This is a genomic window from Pseudomonas sp. 2822-17, from assembly GCF_002742485.1.
GTDB classification, from domain to species: Bacteria; Pseudomonadota; Gammaproteobacteria; order Pseudomonadales; family Pseudomonadaceae; genus Aquipseudomonas; species Aquipseudomonas cyclaminis.
Genome location: NZ_LJRZ01000441.1, coordinates 50,225 through 76,643 on the forward strand (window position 1 = coordinate 50,225; position 26,419 = coordinate 76,643).

The 26,419-nt window shown below is 60.5% G+C and carries 15 protein-coding genes; 10 read left to right on the plus strand and 5 right to left on the minus strand.

Going from position 1 to position 26,419, the window contains the following annotated elements; genetic code table 11:
* Window positions 1-152 precede the first annotated feature (152 nt).
* The 5 genes from AOA60_RS15555 to tpx all read right to left on the minus strand — a co-directional run bounded on the left by AOA60_RS15555 (window position 153) and on the right by tpx (window position 9,851).
* Complete coding sequence (locus tag AOA60_RS15555) at window positions 153-1,622, minus strand: efflux transporter outer membrane subunit (RefSeq protein ID WP_099585179.1); 1,470 nt, start codon at window positions 1,620-1,622, stop codon at window positions 153-155.
* Entirely contained in the window at window positions 1,619-4,726 is a 3,108-nt protein-coding gene (locus AOA60_RS15560) for an efflux RND transporter permease subunit (protein ID WP_099585180.1), read from the minus strand. The genes AOA60_RS15555 and AOA60_RS15560 overlap by 4 nt, the downstream gene beginning before the upstream one ends.
* The gene (locus tag AOA60_RS15565; RefSeq protein WP_099585181.1) at window positions 4,723-7,824 is read right to left on the minus strand and encodes an MdtB/MuxB family multidrug efflux RND transporter permease subunit; all 3,102 of its coding nucleotides are present in this window, start codon (window positions 7,822-7,824) and stop codon (window positions 4,723-4,725) included. The genes AOA60_RS15560 and AOA60_RS15565 overlap by 4 nt, the downstream gene beginning before the upstream one ends.
* Entirely contained in the window at window positions 7,821-9,119 is a 1,299-nt protein-coding gene (locus AOA60_RS15570) for an MdtA/MuxA family multidrug efflux RND transporter periplasmic adaptor subunit (protein ID WP_099585182.1), read from the minus strand. Before AOA60_RS15570 ends, AOA60_RS15565 begins: the two co-directional genes overlap by 4 nt.
* Window positions 9,120-9,350: 231 nt before the next feature.
* On the minus strand, window positions 9,351-9,851 hold the full coding sequence (gene tpx, locus AOA60_RS15575; RefSeq protein WP_099585183.1) for a thiol peroxidase: 501 nt from the start codon (window positions 9,849-9,851) through the stop codon (window positions 9,351-9,353).
* Window positions 9,852-10,009: 158 nt separating this feature from the next.
* On the opposite strand from tpx, the gene AOA60_RS15580 reads away from it, so the two are divergent.
* From AOA60_RS15580 to xylB, 10 genes are all read left to right on the plus strand, one after another.
* On the plus strand, window positions 10,010-11,299 hold the full coding sequence (locus tag AOA60_RS15580; protein ID WP_099585184.1) for a glycosyltransferase: 1,290 nt from the start codon (window positions 10,010-10,012) through the stop codon (window positions 11,297-11,299).
* A 72-nt stretch (window positions 11,300-11,371) separates the two neighbouring features.
* Entirely contained in the window at window positions 11,372-12,277 is a 906-nt protein-coding gene (locus AOA60_RS15585) for an AraC family transcriptional regulator (protein ID WP_099585185.1), read from the plus strand.
* Window positions 12,278-12,427: 150 nt separating this feature from the next.
* Complete coding sequence (locus AOA60_RS33045) at window positions 12,428-12,940, plus strand: hypothetical protein (protein ID WP_178075365.1); 513 nt, start codon at window positions 12,428-12,430, stop codon at window positions 12,938-12,940.
* The gene (locus AOA60_RS15595; RefSeq protein ID WP_256592838.1) at window positions 12,913-18,723 is read left to right on the plus strand and encodes a hypothetical protein; all 5,811 of its coding nucleotides are present in this window, start codon (window positions 12,913-12,915) and stop codon (window positions 18,721-18,723) included. The genes AOA60_RS33045 and AOA60_RS15595 overlap by 28 nt, the downstream gene beginning before the upstream one ends.
* A gap of 242 nt (window positions 18,724-18,965) precedes the next feature.
* A complete protein-coding gene (locus AOA60_RS15600) occupies window positions 18,966-20,288 on the plus strand; it encodes a sugar ABC transporter substrate-binding protein (RefSeq protein WP_099585187.1) in 1,323 nt (440 codons plus the stop codon).
* A gap of 150 nt (window positions 20,289-20,438) precedes the next feature.
* The gene (locus AOA60_RS15605) at window positions 20,439-21,329 is read left to right on the plus strand and encodes a carbohydrate ABC transporter permease (protein ID WP_099585188.1); all 891 of its coding nucleotides are present in this window, start codon (window positions 20,439-20,441) and stop codon (window positions 21,327-21,329) included.
* A gap of 10 nt (window positions 21,330-21,339) precedes the next feature.
* Entirely contained in the window at window positions 21,340-22,170 is an 831-nt protein-coding gene (locus AOA60_RS15610) for a carbohydrate ABC transporter permease (protein ID WP_017848429.1), read from the plus strand.
* Between the two features lie 23 nt (window positions 22,171-22,193).
* Window positions 22,194-23,303 carry an ABC transporter ATP-binding protein gene (locus tag AOA60_RS15615; RefSeq protein WP_099585189.1) on the plus strand — a complete coding sequence of 370 codons (1,110 nt, stop codon included), beginning with the start codon at window positions 22,194-22,196 and terminating at the stop codon, window positions 23,301-23,303.
* A gap of 18 nt (window positions 23,304-23,321) precedes the next feature.
* On the plus strand, window positions 23,322-24,803 hold the full coding sequence (locus AOA60_RS15620) for a mannitol dehydrogenase family protein (RefSeq protein WP_099585190.1): 1,482 nt from the start codon (window positions 23,322-23,324) through the stop codon (window positions 24,801-24,803).
* A 126-nt stretch (window positions 24,804-24,929) separates the two neighbouring features.
* A complete protein-coding gene (gene xylB / locus AOA60_RS15625; RefSeq protein ID WP_099585191.1) occupies window positions 24,930-26,411 on the plus strand; it encodes a xylulokinase in 1,482 nt (493 codons plus the stop codon).
* Window positions 26,412-26,419 lie beyond the last annotated feature (8 nt).

Consider the following 26,419-nt stretch of genomic DNA (forward strand, 5'->3'; position numbering starts at 1 on the left):
GCTCACCACAGCGTTATGTATAAGCCTTTGAGAGTTGTGTAGATACCCATGCCCCGATGGCAGTGGATCAGTCATGGATGTAGGGACTGAAACACCGCGATCGGGGGCAAGTCGAATCGTCGGACCGCCCCTCCCACATTTGGAGCGCGATGCTAGTCCTTGGCATCAATCGCGGTCTGACCGTCCCAGCCACCGCCCAACGCCGCGATCAACTGCACACTGGCCACCAGGCGCGTTTGCAGCAAGGTCAATACGGTACGCTCGTTACTCAGGGCAGTCGCTTGTACGGTGACCACATCCAGATAGGCAATCAGCCCCGCCTTGTACTGGTTCTGCGTCAGGCGCAGCGACTCGCGTGCCGCGTCCAGCGCTTCATTGCTTACCACCGCCTCGTCTTCCAGCACTTTGAGCTGGACCATGTAGTTTTCCACTTCGCGGAAGCCATCCAGCACCGTCTGGCGGTACTTGGCCACGGTTTCGTCGTAGCTGGCCACAGTACGGTCGACCTCAGCCGAGCGTTGGCCGCCATCGAACAACGTCATCGCCAGTTTTGGCCCCACCGACCAGAAGCGGTTCGGCAGGCTGATCCAGTCGGCGTAGGTGCTGCTGGAATAGCCGCCGGCCAGGCTCAGGCTCAGGTCCGGGTAGTACGCCGCCTTGGCCACGCCGATATTGGCGTTCGCGGCGATCACCGAGCGTTCGGCCGAGGCGATGTCCGGGCGGCGTTCCAACAGTTGCGACGGCAGGCTCACGGGAATCTGCGGCAATGCTGGAATGTCCTTGCTCACGGCGAGGTTGAAGTTGGCCGGGGCTTCGCCGATCAATACGGCGATGGCGTTTTCCAGTTGCGCACGCTGCCAGATCAGGTCGATCAGGCTGGCCTGGGTGCTCTTGAGCTGGGTTTGCGCCTGGGCCACCGCGTCCTTGCCGGAGACACCGGCGCGGTACTGGTTTTCGGTCATTTGCAGGGAACGCTGGTAGGTGTCCAGCGTGGCTTGCAGCAGACGGGTCTGCTCGTCCATGACCCGCAGTTGCAGGTAGCTTTGCACCAGTTCGGACTGTTGGCTCAGGCGCATCGCCGCCAAGTCTGCCGAGCTGGCTTCGGCGCTGGCCTCGTTGGCCTCCAGGCCTCGGCGCAGTTTGCCCCAGATGTCGGCTTCCCAGCTCACCCCGAGCTGGGCATTGAGGGTGTCGCGGATACCGCTGCTGGAACTGCTGAGGCTGGCGCTGCTGCTGCCGGTGCCCTGGCTGGCGCGGGTTTTACCGGCGCTCAGGTCGACCGTCGGGTAAAACGCCCCGCGTGAGCTGCGCACCAACGCCTGGGCCTGGCGAAAACGTGCCTCGGCCTGGGCCACGGTCTGGTTGGCCGTATTGAGGCGCACCACCAGGTCGTTGAGCTGACGGTCGCCGTACAACTCCCACCAGGCGCCACGGGCCAGTGAGTCACTCGGCGTGGCCTGGCGCCAACCCTGGGCTTCCTTGAATTGCACCGGTTCGATGACATCCGGGCGTTTGTAGTCCGGGCCGACGGCGCAGGCGCTGAGCAATGCACCGCAAAGCACCAGGCTCGCGACGCGGGAACCGCGGGTCATGGCCAATTTGGCAAAGGTTGAATCGGTCATAGCGCAGTGTCCAGGGCAGCATCGGTCCGCACGCCGCGCCATTTGTTGAAACGATGGCGCGCGCGGTCGAGATAAAGGTAAACCACCGGAGTGGTGTAAAGGGTCAGGATCTGGCTGAAGACCAGGCCACCAATGATGGTCAGGCCCAGGGGCCGGCGCATTTCCGCGCCGTCGCCCATGCCGAGCAGCAAGGGCAAGGCACCGAGAATCGCCGCCAACGTGGTCATCAGGATCGGCCGCAACCGCAGCAGGCAGGCGCTGCGAATTGATTCAAGGGGGCCCATCCCGTTATTGCGCTCCAGTTGCAGTGCCAGGTCGATCATCAGGATCGCATTCTTCTTCACCACGCCGATCAACAGGAACAGGCCCAGCAATGAGATCAGGCTGAACTCGCCCCCCGTCAGGTAGATGGCGAGCAACGCGCCGACACCGGCCGAAGGCAGTGTCGAGAGGATTGTCAGCGGGTGAATGTAGCTTTCGTACAGAATGCCCAACACCAGGTACACCGCCACCAGCGCGCCGAGGATCATGAACGGCTGGCCCTTCTGCGTCGCCGCAAAGGCATCGGCGGTGCCGGCCATCTTGGCGATCACATCTTCGGGCAAACCGACCTTGGCAATCGCCCGTTCGATAGCCGCTGTGCCCTGCTCCACCGTCACCCCTTCGGCCATGTCGAAGGCGATGTTTTCCGAGGCGAACTGGCCTTCGTGACTCACACGGTCATCCGCCAGGCTGTTCTCGTAATGGGCAATGGTCGACAACGGCACGCGCGCGCCATCGGCGGTGATGACCTGCATCTGGTTCAGGGTGATCGGGTCCTGGGCGTATTTGGGGTTGACCTCCATCACCACCTGATACTGGTTGAGGCTGTCGTAGATCGTGGAAATCTGCCGCTGGCTGTAGGCGTTGTTCAACACCCCGGTGACCATGTCCATGTCGATGCCCAGGCGCTTGGCCTGGTCACGGTCGACAATCAGCGTGACCTGGGCCGCGCCGCGACCTTCACGGGCGTCGATAGCGGTGAGTTCCGGCAGCCCGCGCAACGCGGTGACGACTTTCGGGTACCACAGGCGCAGTGCGGCCAGATCACCGCTTTGCAGGATGTAGGAATACTGCGCACTGGTCTGGTCGCGACCGCCGCCAAATTGCAGGTCCTGGTCGGCCATCAGGAACAGGCGCCCACCCGGCACCAGCGGCACGTCCTTGCGCAGGCGCTCGATCACCGCCTGGGCGGACACTTTACGCTCGCTGATAGGCTTGAGGCGTACCAGCATCACCGCGTTGTTGGTGCCGTTGTTGCCGCCAATAAAGCCGGCCACGCTGAGCACCGCCGGATCCTTGAGCACGGCCTGGCGGAAGATCTCCATCTTCGGCTGCATCACACTGAACGACAGGCCATCATCGCCGCGCACAAAGCCGATCAACTGGCCGGTGTCCTGCTGGGGCATGAAAGTTTTCGGCACGACCACGTACAGCGCAATGTTCACGCCCACGGTGATCAACAGGCTGAGCAAGGTCAGGCGCCGATGGCGCAGCACCCAGTCCAGGCTCGTGGCGTAGCCGGCGACCATGCGGTCGTTGATCTTCTGGCTCCAGCGCTGCAAGCCGGTCATCCGGCCTTTGACTCGGGGCTTGAGCCAGCGGGCGCAGAGCATCGGGGTCAGGCTCAGGGACACCACCAGCGAGACAATGATCGCCGCAGACAAGGTGATGGAAAACTCACGGAACAGGCTGGTAACGATCCCGCCCATAAACAGGATGGAGAGAAACACTGCCACCAGCGACACGTTCATCGACAGCAAGGTAAAGCCGACTTCCTCGGCGCCCAGGTACGCCGCCTTCATGGGCGGCACGCCATCGTCGATATGCCGGGAAATGTTCTCCAGCACCACGATGGCGTCGTCTACCACCAGGCCGGTGGCCAGGATCAACGCCATCAGCGAGAAGTTGTTCAGCGAAAACCCGTACAGGTACATCACCGCAAAGGTGCCCACCAGCGACACCGGCACCGCAAGGGTCGGGATCAGCGAGGCGCGGAAGTTACCGAGGAACAGGTACACCACCAGAATCACCAGCCCGACGGCAATCAGCAGGGTCATCTCGGCTTCGTGCAAGGTGGCGGTGATCACCGGCGAGCGGTCCATGGCCAGGCTGAGCTTGACGCTGGACGGCAGCACGGCCTGCAACGCCGGCAGTTGCGCCTTGATCTGGCGGACGGTCTCGATGATGTTCGCGCCGGACTGGCGGTTGATCACCAACAGCACCGCCGGCTCATTGTTGAAGAAGCCGCTGTTGTAGCGGTCTTCAACGCCGTCGGTGATTTTCGCCACATCCGACAGGCGCAGGGCCGCGCCGTTCTGGTAGCGAATCAGCAGCGGTTCGTAGTCCTTGGCTTTTTCCAGTTGGTCGTTGGCCTGGATCTGCCAGTTGCGCTCGCTGTCTTCCAGGGAACCCTTGGGCCGGCGCTGGTTGGCGTTGGCGATGGTAGTGCGCACATCGTCCAGGGCCACGCCGTACTGGTCGAGGGCCTTGGGTTCCAGCTCGATGCGCACCGCCGGCAGTGAACTGCCGCCGATCTGCACTTCGCCCACGCCCGGCACCTGGGACAGGCTTTGGGACAGGATGGTCGAAGCCAGGTCGTAGAGCTGGCCCTTTTGCAACACGTCCGAGGTCAGCGACAGCACCATGATCGGCGCCTGGGACGGGTTGATCTTCTTGTAGGTGGGCATGCTGCGCATGCCGCTGGGCAAGAGGTTGCGCGAGGCGTTGATCGCCGCCTGCACTTCCCGCGCCGCGCCGTTGATATCACGGTCGGAGTCGAACGCCAGGATCACCCGGGTTGAGCCCTGGCTCGACGAACTGCTCATAGTAGTGATGCCGGCAATCGCACCAAAGGAGCGCTCCAACGGTGTGGCCACGGTCGAGGCCATCACCTCAGGGCTGGCCCCCGGCAGGCTTGCCGAAACCACGATCACCGGGAAGTCGATCTGCGGCAGCGGCGACACCGGCAACAGGTTGAAACTCACCCCGCCCAGCAACATGATCGCCAGGCTCAGCAGCAGGGTCGCTACCGGCCGGCGGATGAAAGGTCCGGACAGGTTCATGGCTCAACCGGCTCCAGGCGTTGCGGCTCTTTGCGCCAGCGGCGCCCCAGGCGATCGAAGTACAAGTAGATCACCGGCGTGGTGAACAGCGTCAACACCTGGCTCACCAGCAGGCCGCCGACCATCACCAGGCCCAGCGGCTGGCGCAATTCCGCGCCGGAGCCGGTGGCCAGCATCAGCGGCACCGCACCGAACAACGCCGCGAGGGTGGTCATCAGGATCGGCCGGAAACGCAACAGCGCGGCCTGGTAAATCGCGGTCTGCGGGTCAAGGCCCTGGTTGCGTTCGGCGTCGAGGGCGAAGTCGATCATCATGATCGCGTTCTTCTTGACGATACCGATCAGCAAGATGATGCCGATGATCGCGATCATGCCCAGGTCATTGCCACTGAGCAGCAAGGCCAGCAAGGCGCCCACCGCCGCCGACGGCAAGGTCGACAGGATGGTGATCGGGTGGATATAGCTCTCGTAGAGCACGCCGAGCACGATATACATGGTCACCACCGCCGCCAGGATCAGCAGCAAGGTACTCGACAGCGAGGCTTCGAACGCCTGGGCCGCGCCCTGAAACTGGGTCTGCACGCCCACCGGCATGCCGATGTCCTTCTGGGTCTGGTTGATCAGCTCCACGCCCTTGCCCAGCGCCACACCAGGGGCCAGGTTGAACGACATCATTACCGCCGGGAACTGGCCGATATGGGCGATGGCCAACTGCGCCTGACGCTGCTCGACACGGGCCAGGCTCGACAGTCGCACCTGGCCGCCATCGGTGGTTTTCACATGGATCTGGTTCAGCGCATCCGGGCCGAGGGTTTCGCCGGCCTGGGCCTGCAACACCACGCGGTACTGGCTGGCCTGGGTGTAGATCGTGGAAATCTGGCGCTGGCCGAAGGCGTCGTACAGCGCGTCGGTGATGGTCGACACACTGACGCCCAGGCGCGAGGCCGCATCACGGTCGATCACCAGGTACACCTGCAAGCCTTTGTCCTGCAGGTCACTGGCAACGTCGGTGAGTTCCGGCAACTGGCCAAGGGCGTGCACCAGCTTGTCACTCCACAGCGCCAGCAGCTCGGAATCCGGGGAGGACATGCTGAACTGGTACTGGGTGCGGCTCACGCGGTCTTCGATGGTCAGGTCCTGCACCGGCTGCATAAACAGGCGGATACCCACCAACTTGTCGATTTCCGGTTGCAGCCGGGCGATGACCTGGGCTGCGCTCAAGTCGCGCTGGCCGTGGGCCTTGAGGTTGATCAGCAGGCGGCCGCTGTTGAGGGTGGCGTTATCGCCATCCACACCGATGTAGGACGACAGGCTTTCCACCGCCGGATCCGCCAGGATGATCTTGGCCAGTGCCTGCTGGCGCTGGCTCATCGCAGCAAATGAAATCGACTGCGGCGCCTCGGAAATGCCCTGGATCACCCCGGTGTCCTGCACCGGAAAGAAGCCTTTGGGCACCACCAGGTACAGCACCACGGTGAGGCCCAGGGTGGCGATGGCCACCAGCAGGGTCAACGGCTGGTGCTTGAGGACCCACTGCAACTTGCGGCCATAGGCTTCGATCATCCAGTCGATCCAGGCGCCGCTGGCCTTGTAGAAACGGCCCTGCTCTGCTTCCTTGGGCTCACGCTTGAGCAACCGCGCGCACATCATCGGCGTGAGGGTCAGCGACACCACCAGGGAAATCAGGATCGCCACTGCCAGGGTGATGGCAAATTCACGGAACAGGCGCCCCACCACGTCGGCCATGAACAGCAACGGGATCAGCACCGCGATCAGCGACAGGGTCAGGGAAATCAGGGTGAAGCCAATCTGTTTGGCGCCCTTGAGGGCGGCGGCCATCGGGGTTTCGCCTTCCTCGATGTAACGGGAGATGTTCTCCAGCATCACGATGGCATCGTCCACCACAAAGCCGGTGGCGATGGTCAAGGCCATCAGCGTCAGGTTATTGATCGAGAACCCGGCCAGGTACATCACGCCGAAGGTGCCCACCAGGGACAACGGCACGGCGATGGACGGAATAATCGTCGCGCTGACCCGGCGCAGGAACAGGAAGGTCACCATCACCACCAGGGCGATGGCGATCAGCAATTCGTGCTGTACGTCCTTGACCGAGGCGCGGATGGTCTGGGTGCGGTCGGTGAGTACGGTAACGTCGAGGCCGGCCGGCAGGTTGTCGGTGATGCTCGGCAGCAGCGCCTTGATGCGGTCTACCACCTCGATGACGTTGGCGCCCGGCTGGCGCTGGATGTTCAGCAGCACCGCCTGGTTTTCATTGGCCCAGGCGGCCAGACGCTCGTTTTCGGCGCCGTCGACGATTTGCGCGACGTCTTTAAGGCGCAACGGCGCGCCATTGTTGTAGGCCAGGATCAGTTCGGCGTATTGCTGGGGCGAGACCAACTGATCATTGGCATCCAGCATCGACACCCGCGTCGGCCCGTCGAAGTTACCCTTGGGCTGGTTGACGTTGGACGCGGCGATCAAGGTGCGCACATCCGACAGGTTCAAGCCGTTGGCCGCCAGGGCCTCGGGGTTGACCTTGATGCGCACGGCCTGGCGCTGGCCGCCGGCGATGCTGACCATGCCGACGCCGCTGATCTGCGCGATTTTCTGCGCCATGCGCGTGTCGACCAGGTCATTGAGCTTGGGCAGCAGCATGGTCTTGGAGCTGATGGCCAAGGTCAGCACCGGGGTATCTGCCGGGTTGACCTTGTTGTACACCGGCGGTGCCGGCAAATCCTTGGGCAGCAGGTTGGTAGCGGCGTTGATCGCGGCCTGCACCTGTTGCTCGGCGACATCCATATTGATGTCGAGGTTGAAACGCAGGGTCAGTACCGACGCGCCGCCAGAGCTGGTGGACGCCATCTGGGTCAGGCCGGGCATCTGCCCGAACTGGCGCTCAAGGGGCGCAGTCACCGCGCTGGTCATCACGTCGGGGCTGGCGCCGGGGTACAGGGTCATCACCCGGATGGTCGGGTAATCCACCTGGGGCAAGGCCGAAACCGGCAGCAAGCGGTACGCGATGATGCCAGCCAGGACGATGGCCAGCATACTCAGCGTGGTGGCGACCGGGCGAAGGATAAACAGCCGCGACAGGTTCATGCGCCGACCTTTTGCGCCTTGCCGGCGTCAGCGCCGGTCTCCCCTTTCGCCGCGGGTTTGCCTTGCAGGTGTTCAGTTGGCGTGGTCGGGACTTCGGTGCTGTCGTTGACCACTTCGATTTCGCTGCCTTCCTTGAGGCGGTCGGTGCCTTCGAGCACCACACGGTCACCGGCGACCAGGCCTTCCTTGATCACGGTGTTTTCACCGTCGGTATCGCCGACTACCAGGGGCTGGACCTTGACCTTCTTGTCGCCATCGAGCTTGTAGACGAAGGTGCCGGTGTTGCCGAACTGGATCGCCGCAGACGGCGCCAGCACCACGTTGTGCAGGGTGTCGGCCAGCAGGTGCACGTTGACGAACTGGTTGGGGAACAGCGCCTTGTCCTTGTTATCGAACCGCGCCTTGAATTTCAGGGTGCCGGTGGTGACGTCGATCTGGTTGTCCAGGCTCTGCAACACGCCGATGGCCTGCTGTTTTACGTCGCCACGGTCCCAGGCTTCCACCGGTAGCTTGTTGCCGGCGTGGTAACGGGCGAGCACGGTTTCCAGGGTATTTTCCGGCAGGGTGAAGGCCACGCTGATCGGCTGGGTCTGGGTGATCACGGCCAGGGCGGTGGTGTCGTTGGCGGCCACCAGGTTGCCAACGTCGAGCTGGCGCAAGCCGACGCGACCGGCGATCGGGGCACGGATCCTGGTGAATTCAAGGTTGAGCTTGGCGTCGTCGACCGCGCCCTGGTTGGTCTTGACCGTGCCCTGGTATTGCAAAACCAGCGCTTCGGCGGTGTCCAGAGTCTGCTTGGCGATACTGTCCTGGGCGTACAGGCCACGATAACGCTCCACATCGACCTGGGCGTTTTTCAGCTGGGCCTGGTTCTGCATCAGCGTGCCCTGGGCCTGGAGCAAGGCGTTTTGATAGCTGCGCGGGTCAATCTCGGCCAGCAGATCACCGGCCTTGACCATCTGCCCTTCTTCAAAGGCAATCTTCACCAGCTCTCCGCCCACCCGGCTGCGTACATTAATGGTGTTGAGCGCGGTGACCGTGCCCAACGCCTTGTAGTACACCGGAAACTCTCCCAGCACCGCCGGTGCCACACGCACTGGCACCGGGCCAGTGGAACCGCCGAAGCCGGGGCGCGCCATGCCGGTTTTGCCGGTGTGCCCGGCCGGTGCGTCTTTTTGGGCCGCGCCGCCGGGCCAGAATTTCCAGCACAGACCGGCGATAACCAGCAGCACGAGCAGGCCGAACAGCCAACGACGGGAGTTGCGGGGGGAGGATTGCATGGAGTGATCAACCATTGGGCGCGAGAGCTTCTTCTTTGGGAGGCTGAAAGATAAGCACTGGGGCGCATTAAGAAAAGCGCCTTTACCGGCTATTTACCTTGGGCTTACATCTTTTAACGTCTGGGCTTAGTCCGTCGGCTATTTCCCTAAACGTCTGAAGCACAAATGAAAACGGCCTGGACTAGGCCAGGCCGCAATCATGTATCACGGGTGTTACTGCAAAACGACAGACATGCGCAGAAACAGTTACTTCAGGACAGCCAATGCTGCTTCGTAGTTCGGTTCTTCAGCGATTTCCTTGACCAACTCGCTGTGCAGCACATTGTCGTTTTCGTCCAGCACCACGACGGCGCGGGCGGTCAGGCCTTTGAGCGGGCCGTCGGCAATCGACACACCGTAATCAACGGCGAAATCCGAATCGCGGAAATCCGACAGGTTTTTCACGTTTTCCAGGCCTTCGGAGCCGCAGAAGCGTGCCTGGGCGAATGGCAGGTCGGTGGAAATGCACAGCACCACGGTGTTTTCTAGATCATTGGCCTGAGCATTGAATTTGCGCACCGACGTCGCGCAGGTCGGGGTATCGACGCTAGGGAAGATGTTCAGCACTTTGCGCTTGCCGGCAAACGTAGCCAGGGTGGCGTTGGACAGGTCGCCGGCGGTCAGAGTGAAGTCTGCAGCTTTGGCGCCGACTTTCGGCAATTCGCCTTCAACCTGGACCGGGTTGCCTTTGAGGGTGACTTGAGCCATGAACGGAATCCTTATGCGGGTTTTGGTTAAACGAATTCAAGAGGCGGAAGTTAACCACAAAGTGCCGTGGCGACCTACCGCCAGACACAAATTGTCATGCGTGCCGGTTGTGGTTTAATTGCGCGCTTTTCGCCCGCCCTTTAAGGAAGCTGTTGTTGATGAAACCGCCTGCCACCAAAGTTCTGGTCATTGGTTATGTCTGGCCGGAGCCGCGTTCCTCGGCCGCAGGCGGGCACATGATGCAGATTCTGGAAACTTTTCTTACGCAAGGTTGGGAGGTTACCTTCAGCAGCCCTGCCGCACTCGGCGAACACAAGGCCGACCTGCTCGCCCTGGGCATCGCCGAATGCGCCATCGAGCTCAATAACAGCAGTTTCGATGATTTTATCTGCCAACTCGCCCCGGATATCGTGTTGTTCGACCGTTTCATGATGGAAGAGCAGTTCGGCTGGCGGGTGGAAAAATACTGCCCCGACGCCTTGCGCGTGCTGGAGACCTGCGACCTGCATAGCCTGCGCGACGCACGCCAGCAACGGCTCAAGAACCACCTCAAGACCTATCCCGACAGCGACGACTTCAGCGCCCTGTTTGCGCCCGCGCTGGAGGAAGAATTCCAGCTGATGGCCGACTCCGAAGTGGCCAAGCGCGAAATCGCAGCGATTTACCGCTGCGACATCAACCTGATGATCTCCGATGTGGAAATACGCCTGCTGACCGAGCAGTTCAAGGTGCCGGCCGCCCTGTTCCACTGGTGCCCGCTGATGCTGGAGCCCGCCACCGAAGCCTTCGTTCCCTTTGAGGACCGCGCGCACTTCCTCAGCATCGGCAACTTCCGCCACGCGCCCAATTGGGACGCCGTGCTGTGGATGAAGAACAGCCTGTGGCCGCTGATTCGACAACAGTTACCCGGCGCGCAACTGCATATCTATGGCGCCTATACCCCGCCCAAGGCCACCGCCCTGCACAACCCGGCCCAGGGTTTTCATGTGATGAACTGGGCCGAAGATGCGCTGCAAGTGATGCGCGCCGCACGCATTTGCCTTGCCCCCCTGCGCTTTGGCGCGGGCATCAAGGGCAAGCTGGCGGACGCGATGCTGTGCGGCACGCCGAACATCACCACGCCCATCGGCGCCGAGGCCATGGGTGATGAGCAGCCATGGCCGGGCATGATCGAACCCAGCGCGCCGGCCCTGGCCGCCGCCGCGGTGGCCTTGTACCAGGACCGCGAGCGCTGGACCCAGGCCCAGGAAGACGGGCGCCAGTTGATTGCCCGCCGCTACGACCAGAACGTCCACGGCCCCGCGCTGGTGGAGTGCCTGGAGCATTGCCGCCGTCACCTCGCCGCTCATCGCCGCGACAACTTCACCGGCAGCATGCTGCGTCATCATGCCCACAAAAGTACCCAGTACATGTCCCAGTGGATCGAGGCGAAAAACCGCACGTTCTAAACGCCGACGCTGGCAGGGTCGCGCACAAGGGGGCATTATTCGGGTCGCAACCAACAATAAAGCGACGCCAGCATGACCCGAGCAGCGCGCATCACCGATCCTTCCTACGAACTGATGGACGACCACAACGGTCTGTCCATCATCTATCGCCAGCACGGGTTCCCCTGCCCGCTGGTGCGCTGGCATTTCCACAAGGAATACGAACTGCACCTGATCGTCGCCAGCTCCGGCAAGGTGTTTATCGGCGACTACATCGGCAACTTCTACCCTGAAAGTCTGTTCCTCACCGGCCCCAACCTGCCCCATAACTGGATCAGCCAGGTGGAGGAAGACGAAGTGGTGCCCAAGCGCGACATGCTGGTGAACTTCACCGATGACTTGCTGGAGAACGGCAGCCATATCTTCACCGAGTTGAAGACCCTTGCCCCGCTGCTGGAACGGGCGCAGTACGGCATCGAGTTTCGCTGCAAAAAGACCATCGCCCAGGCCGTGACCCTGATGCAACGCATCGAAGACGCCCAGGGCATGGCACGCCTGGGCCACTTCTTTATCCTGCTGGAAGTGCTCAGCGCGTGTGAGGACTATCAGCTTCTGTCCGGCGTGACCACGCCACAGCTGGCTGACGAGCACAGCATCGACCGCACCAACCGGGCGGTGGACTACATCTTTGCCCATTACGCCCGCGAGTTGCCGCTGGAGGAAGTCGCTGAGTACCTGGGCATGAAGCCGACGTACTTTTCGCGGGTGTTCAAACAGGCCACCGGGCGCACGTTTATCGAGTTCGTCAATCGGCTGCGCATCAGCAAGTCATGCGAACTGCTGGCAGATGGCGATAAGGCCGTCACCGATGTGTGCTTTGAGTCGGGGTTCAACAATATTTCCAACTTCAACCGGCGCTTTCAGCAGCTTAAAGGCATGACCCCTTCCCACTACCGGCGCCTGGCGGTACAGCGGCTGACGGAGCAGAACCTGGCTTGAATATTTTGAATATTGATTGTCGCGTACCGGGAGGACGCATCTGAGAGTGCTGGAACCGTCACAAAGCCTTTGCCACTCAGCTACGGCATGTCTGCTCGCTCAATGGAGCGACTGACGCCTTCCTGATAACCCGGCAATAGGTTTTTTGGCATGATCAGTACTCACACTTCACTCCCGCCTGTCACTTCACTGCGCCCCGTTGGACAGGCCCCAACCACAACGCCTGCCGTCTCGGCAGCAGCCAGGGTTATCGGATTTTTTCATTCACGCCACAACAGCCAGCACACTGACGCTCCTGCCTGGCAGCGTATCGAGTACCTGCTCCGGCAGACGCAAACAAAAGACCAGCCAAGCCTGGCCGAGCAGATTGATCAACGCGTAAAGAACAGCGCCGATCCGTTGACGGACCCGATACTGCGCAACGAGGCGGCGCAACTTTTGAATCAGCCAAGCGCCCTCAATTCGCAAAAGACCTACGCCGAGCTGGTTCAGGACATTCTCGATAACCCTTTACCCCGCACGAGGTGCCCTCACGATCACGCCGGGACCTGCAGAACCCAGGTTCTTCTCCAGACCCGCGCTCGGCCTCGATTGGCCGATTCGCCGATGCGCTGGTTGACCATGCGGACCGGCAGTTGGCGATTAATGTCGGCAACGCACTGATCCGCTTGCGACTCTCGTACCTGGACCCTGATATTCGCCGGGGTGACGATGACGATAAGGTCGCCATCACGCCAGACTCCACGTTCAGCCAGGCCTGGGCTGAACTGGCAGATGCACTGCACGCTGAACCGTTCAAATCTTTTGCCGAAGCCAGGAAGATTGATATTTCCCAGGTGTCCGTTGATCCCAGCGGCGTGCTGACCGAACATAGAAATGGACGGGCGATTTCCTACAAGCAATTCCGAGACGCCGACTGGGCGGCGGCCTCAGCGACCGTGTTGGCCGCAGCCAGGAAGCTGACAGGAACCGACGGGGGCGAGATCAGGTTCTTTGGCCGTGAACATGCATCGGCTTACAACGTCGCTGCGTTCTACGGCGTTGCACTGGGTCGCATCGGCAGTGACGACACACTCTTCATGGCCCGACAACTGCTCAGCAAAGAGACATTCCCTGCGCTCGTCAGCGACGACCCCCTTTACGCCACTCAATACGCACCGATCAAGCAGCGTCAAAGGGCGGCCAAACAACAGCTCGCACAGTTACCCCCACACGCACTAAACCAACGTATTGAACGGTTCGCCTCTGGGACCGCAGCGGCAAAAGTCCAGGAGGCCGACCGTGAGCTCGCCCGCCAGTGCAGCGCGGCACTGATTCAGGGCTTCTGGCCTGACCTGCCCGCAATCCCGGAATATTCGACATTCGGCCAAGCCCGCAAAAATCTGGCGGCTGCGCTGAACGGCGCTGCGGTTACAACGTTTGTGCAAGACAACAACGTTGACCGGTCCAGCATGCGCATCGACCCTGTGACAGGTACCTTGATCGCCAAAGTCAATGGTGTGGACACCACCTTCCTGCGCAACGACCTCTCAGGCTGGGATGACGCATGGGTTGAGGTCCAGCATGCAGTGCGACAGTGGGCGGGGGGCTCCAACAGCCTGGTTGATTTCCCTTCCACCGCACCTGAATCGCTTCACTCGGTCATGCGGTTTTACAACGAATACCTCCCGCTCTCGCCCCCGGAAGCTGACCGACAGCGCAAACAACACCTTGCCTGCTTGCGCAGCAGCACAGAGATAGCCCGCAACGACGGATTCAAGGCCCTGACCCGTCCGCAGGCGGACGATGCCGACTCCAGAAGCGTGAAGAAAACCCAGCAAGCCATCATCTTGCAGCTTGCTGAACAGCCCCTCACCTTATCCCCTCTCGAAACGCTGGCGAACGCGGCGGGCGAGTCTATAAATGACGCAGAACCGTTCGAAGACCGCCAGGCAAACATCGAGGCGAGTGCCGAAAGCGCACTGGCCGCCGCTACGCTGCGCGCGATGCGCGAACTGAAATCCAACCCCACCCAAGAGCCGCCACAGAGGGTCGGGCCGATCCCGGCTGACAGCCTGTTCGGCCAATGGCGCAGTATCCTGAGCAAAGCCATCAACGGGACAGGTTTCACTGAATGGGCCAAAACCCATCAGGTGGATTTGTCTTCACTGCGCTATGACCCAATAAGCGATGCGCTGACAGGCAAAGTCCGTGGCGTCGATCAACGCTTTACGGCCGCCGACTTTGCAGCAAAATACCCCGACTATTTCGACGTCCTCGAACCGGTGTTGACCGCCGCCAGGACATTCGCCAACGACAGGCCAATCACCCTGGCTCAGACCACCAGCAGCAGCGCACCGCTGGAATGGGTGTGCAATTTCTACAGCATCAGTGCGCAATCAGGCACCCAGGCATTCGAAAGCAGCATGTCACTGCTGGAGCGCACCAAGAGATTCCCCGATAGCCCCAGGCACCCGGAGCGCATCGAGAGCTCGCTCAGCCAGCAAAAAACCGCATTGGGCAATAGCAATGATCGGTATGCACTCATCAACCAGCTCAAGAACGGCAATATCGATAACGACGACGACACCCGTTTCATTGTCGATCAAGATTCATCCCACCGCCCCAAAGGCGTGACGACCGTACAGAAGTTTCTCGCGGATCAGGGTTGGTACGAGGCGAAGTCAGCCGCACAGATCAATAACCTGTTACAGGCCTTGCAAACGCCGCTGCCGCAGGCGCCGGCCCTGGGTAACCGCTGGGGGTTTCTCTCCACCGACCTGCCCCTGAGCCCTGCCCAACGCGACAAAATGAACGCGGTCGTTAAAACCACGATAGGTCCCAACACCCATCTCCTCGACTACCTGAGCACTCAAGTCCCCAACCTCGATAACAGCAGCCCGTCCCGAGCACTGGACCGGCTTCTCTCCAGCAATGGCGCCCTTGAGCTCGCCACCAACCTGCAAACCGAGATGAAAGGCGTCGCAACCGTCACCAGCCTTAAACAATGGCTATTGTCCGCCCTGGTGCTGGACCTTGACCCAGCAGCCGGCACCTCCCGCAATCGCCTTGCGGGCTTTGACTTGATGCAGTCGGATAACTGGGGGTTGGGCACGGATAAGATTCGTGAACAGTTCACCCAACACTTGACCGATAAACAAAAAATCCCGGCAAACCTTGCGCCAGTCGCCGCGCGCCTGTTGATGAGCGGGGCGGCGCCCTATCTGCTGGTTAACGATGTGCCATCGACCGTAACAATGGGCTCGCCCGAATGGGTCAGCTTTACCACCGCCGTCAATCGGATCGAACTGAGCGCTCCCGGGGCGGCTGCGGACATGACCTTCCAGCAGGTCATGAAACTTCATCGGATCGCCCCCATCAACGAACGTGAAGCCCAACTGCAGTCCTTCGCCCAGATGAACCCGGTCATGGATTGGGCCATCGTGAACAACCATGTCGTGAGGAATGACAAAGACGAATACAGCCTGGAACAGCTCGCGAGCAGCCAGCAAAAGCTCAAAAGCCACATCAAGGACGTCTCTGAAGCCAAACACTATCTGACCTTTGAATCGCCAAACAGAGGGAAAATGGCCCTTAAAGCACTGAGGGAAAAATGGGGGACCGACATCAATTATGAACGCCCGTACCTCACCGAAAAGCTTGGGCCCGGGGGCATATTTTCCGGCATCCGAGCGAGCATTGTCGATGTTTACGAAGCAGGTCGACTGGGTGAAAGTTGGCGCTGGGAGGAATCTCGCGGCCCCAACTTCGATACCTTGAGCGCTCAGGCTTCCGAGCTGCCTGACATCAATGAGCAATTTGACAAAGCGTTCGAAGACGACTTCTCCCTGCGCAGAACACACACTATCTCTCTGTTCAAGAACATGTTGAGCCAACTGCCGTTGGAGGATCGCAAAAGCATCAACAACGGAAATGTGGGGATTTTTCAAGTCAAAGGCGCCCACGATGGCATCGCGTTAATTGTCAACAACTATCCGCAACAAAGAGCGTTTGTGATTGATCCGGGAGAGGGAAAAATAGTCCGTGCCCCTGATCTTGAACGGGCAGTGATTAATGGCCAGACCAAGACGCTGACCATCGAAACATCCTCGCAGCCGGGAATCAAATCCGAGGCTACTTTAACGCGCATTGATCAAGACGCTCTCGTAGATCCAGCCAATCGAGATCACGGTAGGAGGCGCTTATATGAAGAGAGCGGAGCCCATACGCCGCTCAACTACGACAGCGTAAGAACACAACATCTGGCTGAGGTGCTGGTTGACTCGATATACCTGAATAAAGCGTCTTTCAAAGCTTCACAACGTGGGTTGAGCAACGCCGTTGAACATGGATTGGAGCCCAGTGATTACTTCCAGAAAGGTTTACGGTTCTTGCCGGGCGGTTCCAGTATCGTGGACATCTACCATGGCCAATATGCCGAAGCAGTAAAAGACCTGGCCATTGACATCGTGATTTACGCCGCCACAGAGGGCGCCGGCAAACTCTGGAAAGTGGCCAAAACCGGATTGGCCTGGACGGCCGCCAAGGCCTCGGCAAAGTTCATCGAGAAGTTTGGTATCGAGGAAGGCGCAGACATTGCGCTCAAGGATGTGACAACCGCCACCACCCTGAAGTCGCTCAGCGCTGTCAGCCGTATGCAGAGCAGCCCGCTTGGGGAACAGTTGGGCGATGAGCTTGCCATGGGGGCCGACAAAGCCAATGGCGCTGTGATTCGCTCCGGCAGTACGCCACAGATCAAACTCACGGCGGTGCATCAGGACGGCAGTTGGTACGCCTACGACGCTAAAACGCAAGCGGCTTACGGCCCGGCACTGGAGGGTTTCATCTCTGATACCTCATCTGCCGTGAGGCAAGAAACGTTTTCGGACGGCACTCAAGCGTTGGTAACACAACGACCCTTGGCTGCCGACGCCTACACCCTGCCGCGCACCCATGGCTTTGATCTGGTCAATGAGGGCAAGGTGTATCGTTATGACGCGCGCAATCCTGGCGTGCTGACTGACCTGGAGTCTGCCGACCACTTCAAGCCGCTCGAAGGGTTTGAGGCCGTCTGCCCAGCGCCTGCCACTGGGGCAGCAAGGGTCCGGCGCGCGGCGAATGACACGTGCTTTTCCAAAGTCATCACGGAGGTTTCCGGGGAGTTGGCCCAGGAACTCCAAGCGCTTGAACACCAGCGCCTGTTTCCCTCGGAACTGGACTCGCTGAGCAAGGATCAGTTTGTCATTTTCGAACGTCGTCGATACAAGATGGTTGACGGTGAAATGGGCCCGCAACTGATCCCCACGCCTCAAAACAACCCCATCATTTACAAATCAAAGATCAGCGGCAGTCTCAAACATGATCCGGAATTTGGCTTTTACGGCGCAGAACCCAACGACCAGTTGGCAAAGGAAACCCACGTGGTCAAACTGGACGCGATCAGCGATGCCTGCAACGACAAACGTGAAGTTCGGGGGCTAATCGTCAACGACGGCGCCGACAATGTCCTGGTAATAGAGGCTGATACCGCCGAGTTCTACTACGCCAAACTGGGTTCCCCCACGCCCAACGAACTGACCTTCAATAAATGTACGTTTAGCGAGCTGCCACTGGTCGACAAGTACCTGAACAAACTCAAACTGCGCCAAGGTGTCACCAAAGTGCCGTTTGACGCCAATTTCATTGCCTTGCCCAAACTCAACACTGCGTTTGACGAACTGGAGCGCCTGAAATACCCAAAACACGAAGTCGATGAATTAAAGGAATGGTGTAAAAACTTCACCCCTGAACAACAACGTGAGGTCGTTTATCAGTTGCAGCAAGCCAAGGTGCTCAAGGCAAATATTGCATTGAGGCCAAATCAAGTGACCGCATTGCCCAAACCCGACGGGTTTTCCACGTGGGCACCTGCCAAGCAAAACGAATTCTATGCCCGCCAGGCAAAAGACAGCGTGAATCGCTCCATGAAGGCCACCGGGCTGGGGCCCAGCAATCAAATACGCTCAAAAGCCGACGAGGCACGCACAGAAGCAGCAGCAATGACCCTTGGATGGATTCGCAAAACAGTGAAGCATGGTGCACCGAACCATCCCGACCTGATCTTGAAAACGGGCGCCGGCAACTGCGGCGAAATGGCCTTGCTGTCCAAGGACATCATTGAAAAAAGCGGTGGCCGCGCGTACCGATGGAGGGCGTCAGTGGATCACGCTTTTACAGTAGTCGGCGGCCCTAGTGTAAAGCCGCCAAGAACTATCAATTTCTCGGGCGCTGAGTGGGCCGATGCATGGATTGTCGACCCGTGGGCAGACATCGCTTGCCCTGCCCGCGAGTACACGCAGAAATTCGTAGAAGTCATGCGCCAATGGGAACTCGACAATATGCAAATAATGATGGGGACTGGCCCCATAAGTCCAATGGATAGTGACTGGGTGAATGGGTTTACCACAAAACCGAAGAGCCTCTTATAAGATAGGCAACTGAGATAACGAGCAAAAGCGACTGCTGCTGAGGGCAGCGCTTTTGCCCAGACTTGCAGTGAACAGACTTACGTTACAGTGCAAAAAAGTATCAGTTCAAGTGCGCCCAAGGATTTGTCACAACCCCGTTTGAAGGCTGTAATCAACGCACACTCTTCCTGACTCCCCGTAGGAAGACACAACAACAATAACTGTCCTTCTGTAGCCCCCTGGGCGCGGAAATGGAGTGCGCGATGAAGTTCACAGCAAAAACTCTGCTTGCCTGTTCTTGCATGACTACCTGCATGACCCTCAGCGCCGTCAGCTTTGGCGCGCAGACCCTGACCATTGCCACCGTCAACAACAGCGACATGATCCGCATGCAAAAGCTCTCGAAGACCTTCGAGGCCGAGCACCCGGAGATCAAGCTGAACTGGGTGGTGCTCGAAGAAAACGTGCTGCGCCAACGCCTGACCACCGACATCGCCACCCAAGGCGGACAGTTCGACGTGCTGACCATCGGCATGTACGAAGCTGCACTCTGGGGCGCCAAGGGTTGGCTGGAGCCGATGAAGGATCTGCCGGCGTCCTACGACCTCGACGACGTGTTCCCTTCGGTGCGTGACGGTTTGTCCGTCAAAGGCTCGCTGTACGCCTTGCCGTTCTACGCTGAAAGCTCGATCACCTATTACCGCACCGACCTGTTCAAGGACGCCGGGCTGAGCATGCCCGAACACCCGACCTGGACCCAGATCGGCGAATTCGCAGCCAAACTCACCGATAAAACCAAAGAGCAATACGGCCTGTGCCTGCGTGGCAAAGCCGGTTGGGGCGAGAACATGGCGCTGATCACCACCCTGGCCAACGGCTACGGCGCACGCTGGTTCGATGAGAAGTGGCAGCCTGAATTCAACGGCCCCGAGTGGAAGGACGCGCTGAACTTCTACGTCGACAACATGAAAAAATCCGGCCCGCCGGGGGCGTCCAGCAACGGTTTCAACGAGAACCTGGCGCTGTTCAACAGCGGCAAGTGTGCGATCTGGGTCGACGCCAGCGTGGCCGGCTCGTTTGTCACCGACAAATCCCAGAGCAAGGTGGCCGATAACGTTGGCTTCACCTTCGCCCCACACGAGAAGACCGACAAAGGCACTTCTTGGCTGTACTCCTGGTCACTGGCGATCCCGACCAGCTCCAAGGCCAAGGACGCCGCCAAAGTGTTCACCAGTTGGGCAACCTCCAAGGAATATGGCGCACTGGTCGCCAAGACCGACGGCGTGGCCAACGTACCGCCAGGTACGCGCAAGTCGACCTACAGCGACGCGTACATGAAAGCCGCGCCGTTCGCCAAGGTGACCCTGGAATCGCTGAAAGTCGCGGACCCGACCAAACCGACGCTCAAGCCGGTGCCGTATATCGGTATCCAGTTGGTGACCATTCCCGAGTTCCAGGCGATTGGCACGCAGGTCGGCAAGTTCTTCTCCGGTGCGTTGACCGGCCAGCAGACGGTGGATGCGGCGTTGACTGCGGCGCAGACCACCACCGAGCGTGAAATGAAGCGGGCCGGTTACCCCAAGTAACCTGAGCCTCACCACAGTCAAATGTGGGAGGGGGCTTGCCCCCGATAGCAATCTACCAGTTGATGATTTTGTGACTGATACACCGCTATCGGGGGCAAGCCCCCTCCCACACTGACCGCGTTTGCATGTACCTGACTGGTCTTGATCCCCATGAATACACCCGCCAAAAACCGCCTGGCCAACCCTGGCTGGTTTCTCGTCAGCCCCTCGGTGGCCTTGCTGCTGCTGTGGATGATCGTGCCTCTGGGCATGACCCTGTACTTTTCGCTGATCCGCTACAACCTGCTCTACCCCGGCGAAAACCAATTCGTGGGCCTGGAGAACTTCACCTACTTCATTACGGACTCGGGCTTCCTGCCCGGCGCCACCAATACCCTGTTGCTGGTGGGCAGCGTGCTGTTGATCAGCGTGGTGTTCGGCGTGTTGATCAGTGCCCTGCTGGAGGCCAGTGAGTTCTTCGGTCGCGGCCTGGTGCGGGTGCTGCTGATTTCGCCGTTCTTCATCATGCCCACCGTCGGTGCGCTGATCTGGAAGAACCTGATTTTCCACCCGGTGTCGGGGGTGCTTGCCGCCGTATGGAAGCTGTTCGGCGCCGAGCCGGTGGACTGGCTGGCGCACTATCCGTTGCTGTCGATCATCATCATTGTGTCGTGGCAATGGCTGCCGTTCGCGATCCTGTTGCTGATGACCGCCATGCAGTCCCTCGACCAGGAACAAAAGGAAGCCGCACGCCTGGACGGTGCCGGCGCCATCGCGATCTTCTGGCACCTGACCCTGCCCCACCTGGCCCGCCCGATTGCCGTGGTGGTGATGATCGAAACGATCTTTTTGCTCTCGGTGTTCGCCGAAATCTTCACCACCACCAACGGCGGCCCCGGCTACGCCTCGACCAACCTCGCCTACCTGATCTACAACCAGGCGCTGGTGCAGTTCGACGTGGGCATGGCGTCGGCCGGCGGCTTGATTGCCGTGGTCATCGCCAATATCGCGGCGATCATCCTGGTGCGGATGATCGGCAAAAACCTGACTGACAAGCCTTGAGGGCCGCGCCATGACGCTTCAACAATCCCGCCGCCTGCAAAGCCTGTTGCTCGGCACATTGGCCTGGGCCATCGCGATCCTGATCTTCTTCCCGATCTTCTGGATGGTGCTGACCAGCTTCAAGACCGAAATCGACGCGTTCGCCACGCCGCCGCAGTTCATCTTCACGCCGACGCTGGAGAACTACCTGCACATCAACGAGCGCAGCAACTACTTCAGCTATGCCTGGAACTCGGTGCTGATTTCCTTCAGCGCCACCGCTCTTTGCCTACTGATCTCGGTGCCGGCTGCCTACTCCATGGCGTTCTACGAAACCCAGCGCACCAAGGGCACGCTGCTGTGGATGCTGTCCACCAAAATGCTGCCGCCGGTGGGCGTGCTGATGCCGATCTACCTGCTGGCCAAGAGTTTTGGCCTGCTGGATACGCGCATCGCGCTGATCATCATCTACACCCTGATCAACCTGCCGATTGTGGTGTGGATGGTCTACACCTACTTCAAAGACATCCCCAAGGACATCCTCGAAGCCGCCCGCCTGGACGGCGCCACCCTGTGGCAGGAAATGGTCCGCGTGCTGCTGCCGATTGCCAAGGGCGGCCTGGCCTCCACGGTGTTGCTGTCGCTGATCCTGTGCTGGAACGAGGCGTTCTGGTCGCTGAACCTGACCTCATCGAACGCCGCGCCGTTGACTGCGCTGATCGCCTCCTACTCCAGCCCCGAAGGCTTGTTCTGGGCCAAATTGTCCGCCGTCTCGACCCTCGCCTGTGCGCCGATCCTGATCTTTGGCTGGATCAGCCAGAAACAGCTGGTACGCGGTTTGTCCTTCGGCGCCGTTAAATAATAATTTCTAGCGGAGGGCCCATCATGGCCAACCTGAAAATCAAGAATCTGCAAAAAGGCTTCGAAGGTTTCTCGATCATCAAAGGCATCGACCTGGAAGTGAACGACAAGGAGTTCGTGGTCTTCGTCGGCCCGTCGGGCTGCGGTAAGTCCACCCTGCTGCGCCTGATCGCCGGCCTGGAAGAAGTCAGCGCAGGCACCATCGAACTCGACGGTCGCGACATCACTGAAGTGACCCCGGCCAAGCGCGACCTGGCGATGGTGTTCCAGACGTACGCGCTGTACCCGCATATGAGCGTGCGCAAGAATATGTCGTTTGCCCTGGACCTGGCCGGCGTTGACAAGAAGCTGGTCGAAAGCAAAGTCAGCGAGGCGGCGCGCATCCTGGAACTGGGCCCGCTGCTGGAGCGCAAGCCCAAGCAACTGTCGGGCGGCCAGCGCCAGCGCGTGGCGATAGGCCGGGCGATTGTGCGCAACCCGAAGATTTTCCTGTTCGATGAACCGCTGTCCAACCTCGACGCCGCCCTGCGCGTACAGATGCGCCTGGAACTGGCGCGCCTGCACAAAGAACTGCAGGCGACCATGATCTACGTGACCCACGACCAGGTCGAGGCCATGACCCTGGCCGACAAAGTGGTGGTGCTGAACAGCGGCCGTATCGAGCAGGTCGGCTCGCCGCTGGAGCTGTATCACCAGCCGGCCAACCTGTTTGTGGCGGGCTTTCTCGGCACGCCGAAGATGGGCTTTCTCAAGGGCAAGGTCACCCGCGTCGAGTCCCAGGCCTGCGAAGTGCAACTGGACGCCGGCACCTTGATCACCCTGCCGCTCAGTGGCCCGACCTTGAACGTCGGCAGCGCGATCACCCTGGGCATTCGTCCGGAACACCTGGAAATCGCAGCGCCTGGCCAAACCACCCTGACCGTCACCGCCGATGTGGGCGAGCGCCTGGGCAGCGACACGTTCTGCCACGTCAACACCGCCAACGGCGAGCCGTTGACCCTGCGCATCCGCGGCGACATGGCCAGCCAGTATGGCGAAACCCTGCACCTGCACCTGGACCCGGCGCACTGCCACCTGTTCGACACCGACGGCGTGGCCGTGGCCGTGGCCCGCCCACTGCGCGCTGCCGCCTGATTTCGCGAGTATTACGTTATGAAACTGAATAAACAGAACCTCACGCAACTGGCTGGGCAGGTGAAAATCCCGGCCTACGCCATTGCCGACACCCGCCAGGGCATCGCCCATATCGGCGTCGGCGGTTTCCACCGGGCGCATCAGGCGTATTACACCGATGCGCTGATGAACTCAGGTGAAGGTCTGGACTGGAGCATCTGCGGCGTCGGCCTGCGGGCCGAAGACCGCAAGGCCCGCGACGACCTGGCGGGTCAGGATTTTCTCTTCACCCTGTATGAACTGGGCGACACCGACGACACCGAAGTGCGTGTGATCGGTGCCATCAGCGACATGCTGCTGGCCGAAGACGGCGCCCAGGCGTTGATCGACAAACTGGCCAACCCGGCCATTCGTATCGTCTCCCTGACCATCACCGAAGGCGGCTACTGCATCGACGACAGCAACGGCGAGTTCATGGCTCATCTGCCGCAGATCCAGCATGATTTGGCCCACCCGAGCGCACCCAAAACCGTCTTCGGCTTTATCTGCGCCGCCCTCACCCAGCGCCGCGCCGCCGGTATTCCCGCGTTCACTGTAATGTCCTGCGATAACCTGCCCCACAACGGCGCCGTCACACGCAAGGCGCTGCTGGCTTTCGCAGCCCTGCACAACGCCGAATTGCACGACTGGATCAAGGCCAACGTAAGCTTCCCGAACGCCATGGTCGACCGCATCACGCCGATGACCAGCACCGCCCACCGCCTGCAACTGCACGACGAGCACGGCATCGACGATGCCTGGCCGGTGGTGTGTGAGCCCTTTGTGCAGTGGGTGCTGGAAGACAAATTCGTCAACGGCCGCCCGGCCTGGGAAAAGGTCGGCGTGCAGTTCACCGATGACGTCACGCCCTATGAAGAAATGAAGATCGGCCTGCTCAATGGCAGTCATTTGGCCCTGACTTACCTGGGGTTTCTCAAAGGTTATCGGTTTGTGCACGAGACCATGAACGACCCGGTGTTTGCGGCCTATATGCGCGCCTATATGGACCTGGACGTCACGCCGAACCTCGCGCCGGTGCCGGGAATTGACCTGACCGAATACAAACAGACCTTGGTCGACCGTTTTTCCAACCAAGCGATTGCCGACCAGTTGGAGCGCGTGTGCTCGGATGGTTCGTCGAAATTTCCCAAGTTCACCGTGCCGACCATCAATCGTCTGATCGCGGACGGCCGCGAGACTGAACGCGCTGCACTGGTGGTCGCCGCCTGGGCCTTGTATTTGAAGGGCGTGGATGAGAACCGCGTGAGCTACAAGATCCCGGATCCACGTGCCGAGTTTTGCCAGGATCTGGTGAGCGATGACGCGCTGATCAGCAAGCGCTTGCTGGGCGTTGAAGAGATTTTCGGCACGGCTATTCCCAACTCGCCTGAGTTTGTGGCAGCGTTCGAGCGGTGTTTTGTGAGCTTGCGTGACAACGGCGTCACGGCAACCCTACAGAACCTCCTGAAGAAACCGGCTTAACAATGTGGGAGGGGGCTTGCCCCCGATGAGGGTGTATCAGTTAATAAATCTGTCACTGACACACTGCTATCGGGGGCAAGCCCCCTCCCACATTTACACTCCAACAAGACTGGTGAGCACACCATCATGACCCAGCAAAACCTGTTCCTCGGCATCGACTGCGGCACCCAGGGCACCAAGGCCATCGTCCTCGACGCTTCCAGCGGCAAGGTGCTGGGCCTCGGCGCCGCCGCGCACACGCTGATCAGCGGCGCCAACGGCCGCCGCGAACAGCACACCCAGGAATGGCTGGACGCCTTTACCGAAGCCACTCACCGCGCCCTGCAACAGGCCGGCGTGGACGGCCAGGACATCCTCGGCATCGGCGTTTCCGGCCAGCAACATGGCCTGGTCTTGCTGGATGCCGAGGGCCAGGTATTGCGCCCGGCCAAGTTGTGGTGCGACACCGAAACCGCCGCCGAAAACGAGCGCCTGTTGCAGCACCTGGGCGGCGAAAGCGGCTCGCTGGAGCGCCTGGGCGTGGCCATCGCGCCGGGCTACACCGTGTCCAAACTGCTCTGGACCCGCGAACAGCACCCGGACATCTTCAAGCAAATCGCCCATGTCCTGCTGCCCCACGACTACCTCAATTACTGGCTGACCGGCCGTGCCGTCGCGGAATACGGCGATGCCTCGGGCACCGGCTACTTCAACGTGCGCAGTCGCGAGTGGGATGTGGCGCTGCTCAAGCACATCGACCCGAGCGGACGCCTTGAAAAGGCACTGCCGCAATTGGTTGAAGCCAATCAAAGCGTCGGCACGATTCTGCCGGCCATTGCCGAACGCCTGGGCATCAACCCCAATGCGATTGTCGCCAGCGGCGGCGGCGACAACATGATGGGCGCCATCGGCACCGGTAATATCGCGCCGGGCGTGATCACCATGAGCCTGGGTTCATCGGGAACCGTCTACGCATTTTCGGACCAGCCCCACGTGAGCCCACAGGCCTCGGTGGCGACCTTCTGCTCATCCAGCGGCGGCTGGCTGCCGCTGATCTGCACCATGAACCTGACCAACGCCACCGGGGTGATGCGCGAGCTGTTCGAGCTGGACCTGAACACCTTCAACGCCCTGGTCGAGCAAGCACCGATCGGCGCCGACGGCGTGAGCATGCTGCCGTTCCTCAACGGCGAGCGCGTGCCTGCCCTGCCCCACGCCACCGGCAGCCTGCACGGGCTGACCATGACCAACCTGACCCGCGCCAACCTGTGCCGCGCCGTGGTCGAAGGCACCACCTTCGGCCTGCGTTACGGCCTCGACCTGCTGCGCCAGACCGGCCTGCAAAGCCAGAGTATCCGCCTGATCGGCGGCGGCTCGAAAAGCCCGGTGTGGCGGCAGATGGTCGCCGATATCATGAACACCGAAGTGATCTGCACCGAACAAAGCGAAGCCGCCGCCCTGGGCGCGGCGATCCAGGCGGCGTGGAGCCAGTCCGGCGAATCCCTGGCCAGCCTGTGCGACAAATGCGTGAGCGTCGATCCGGCCAGCCGTACGCTGCCGGTCGTGGCCAATGTCCGCGCCTATCAACAGGCGTACGAGCGTTATCAACAGCTAGTGGCAACCCTTTAAGAGCGAAC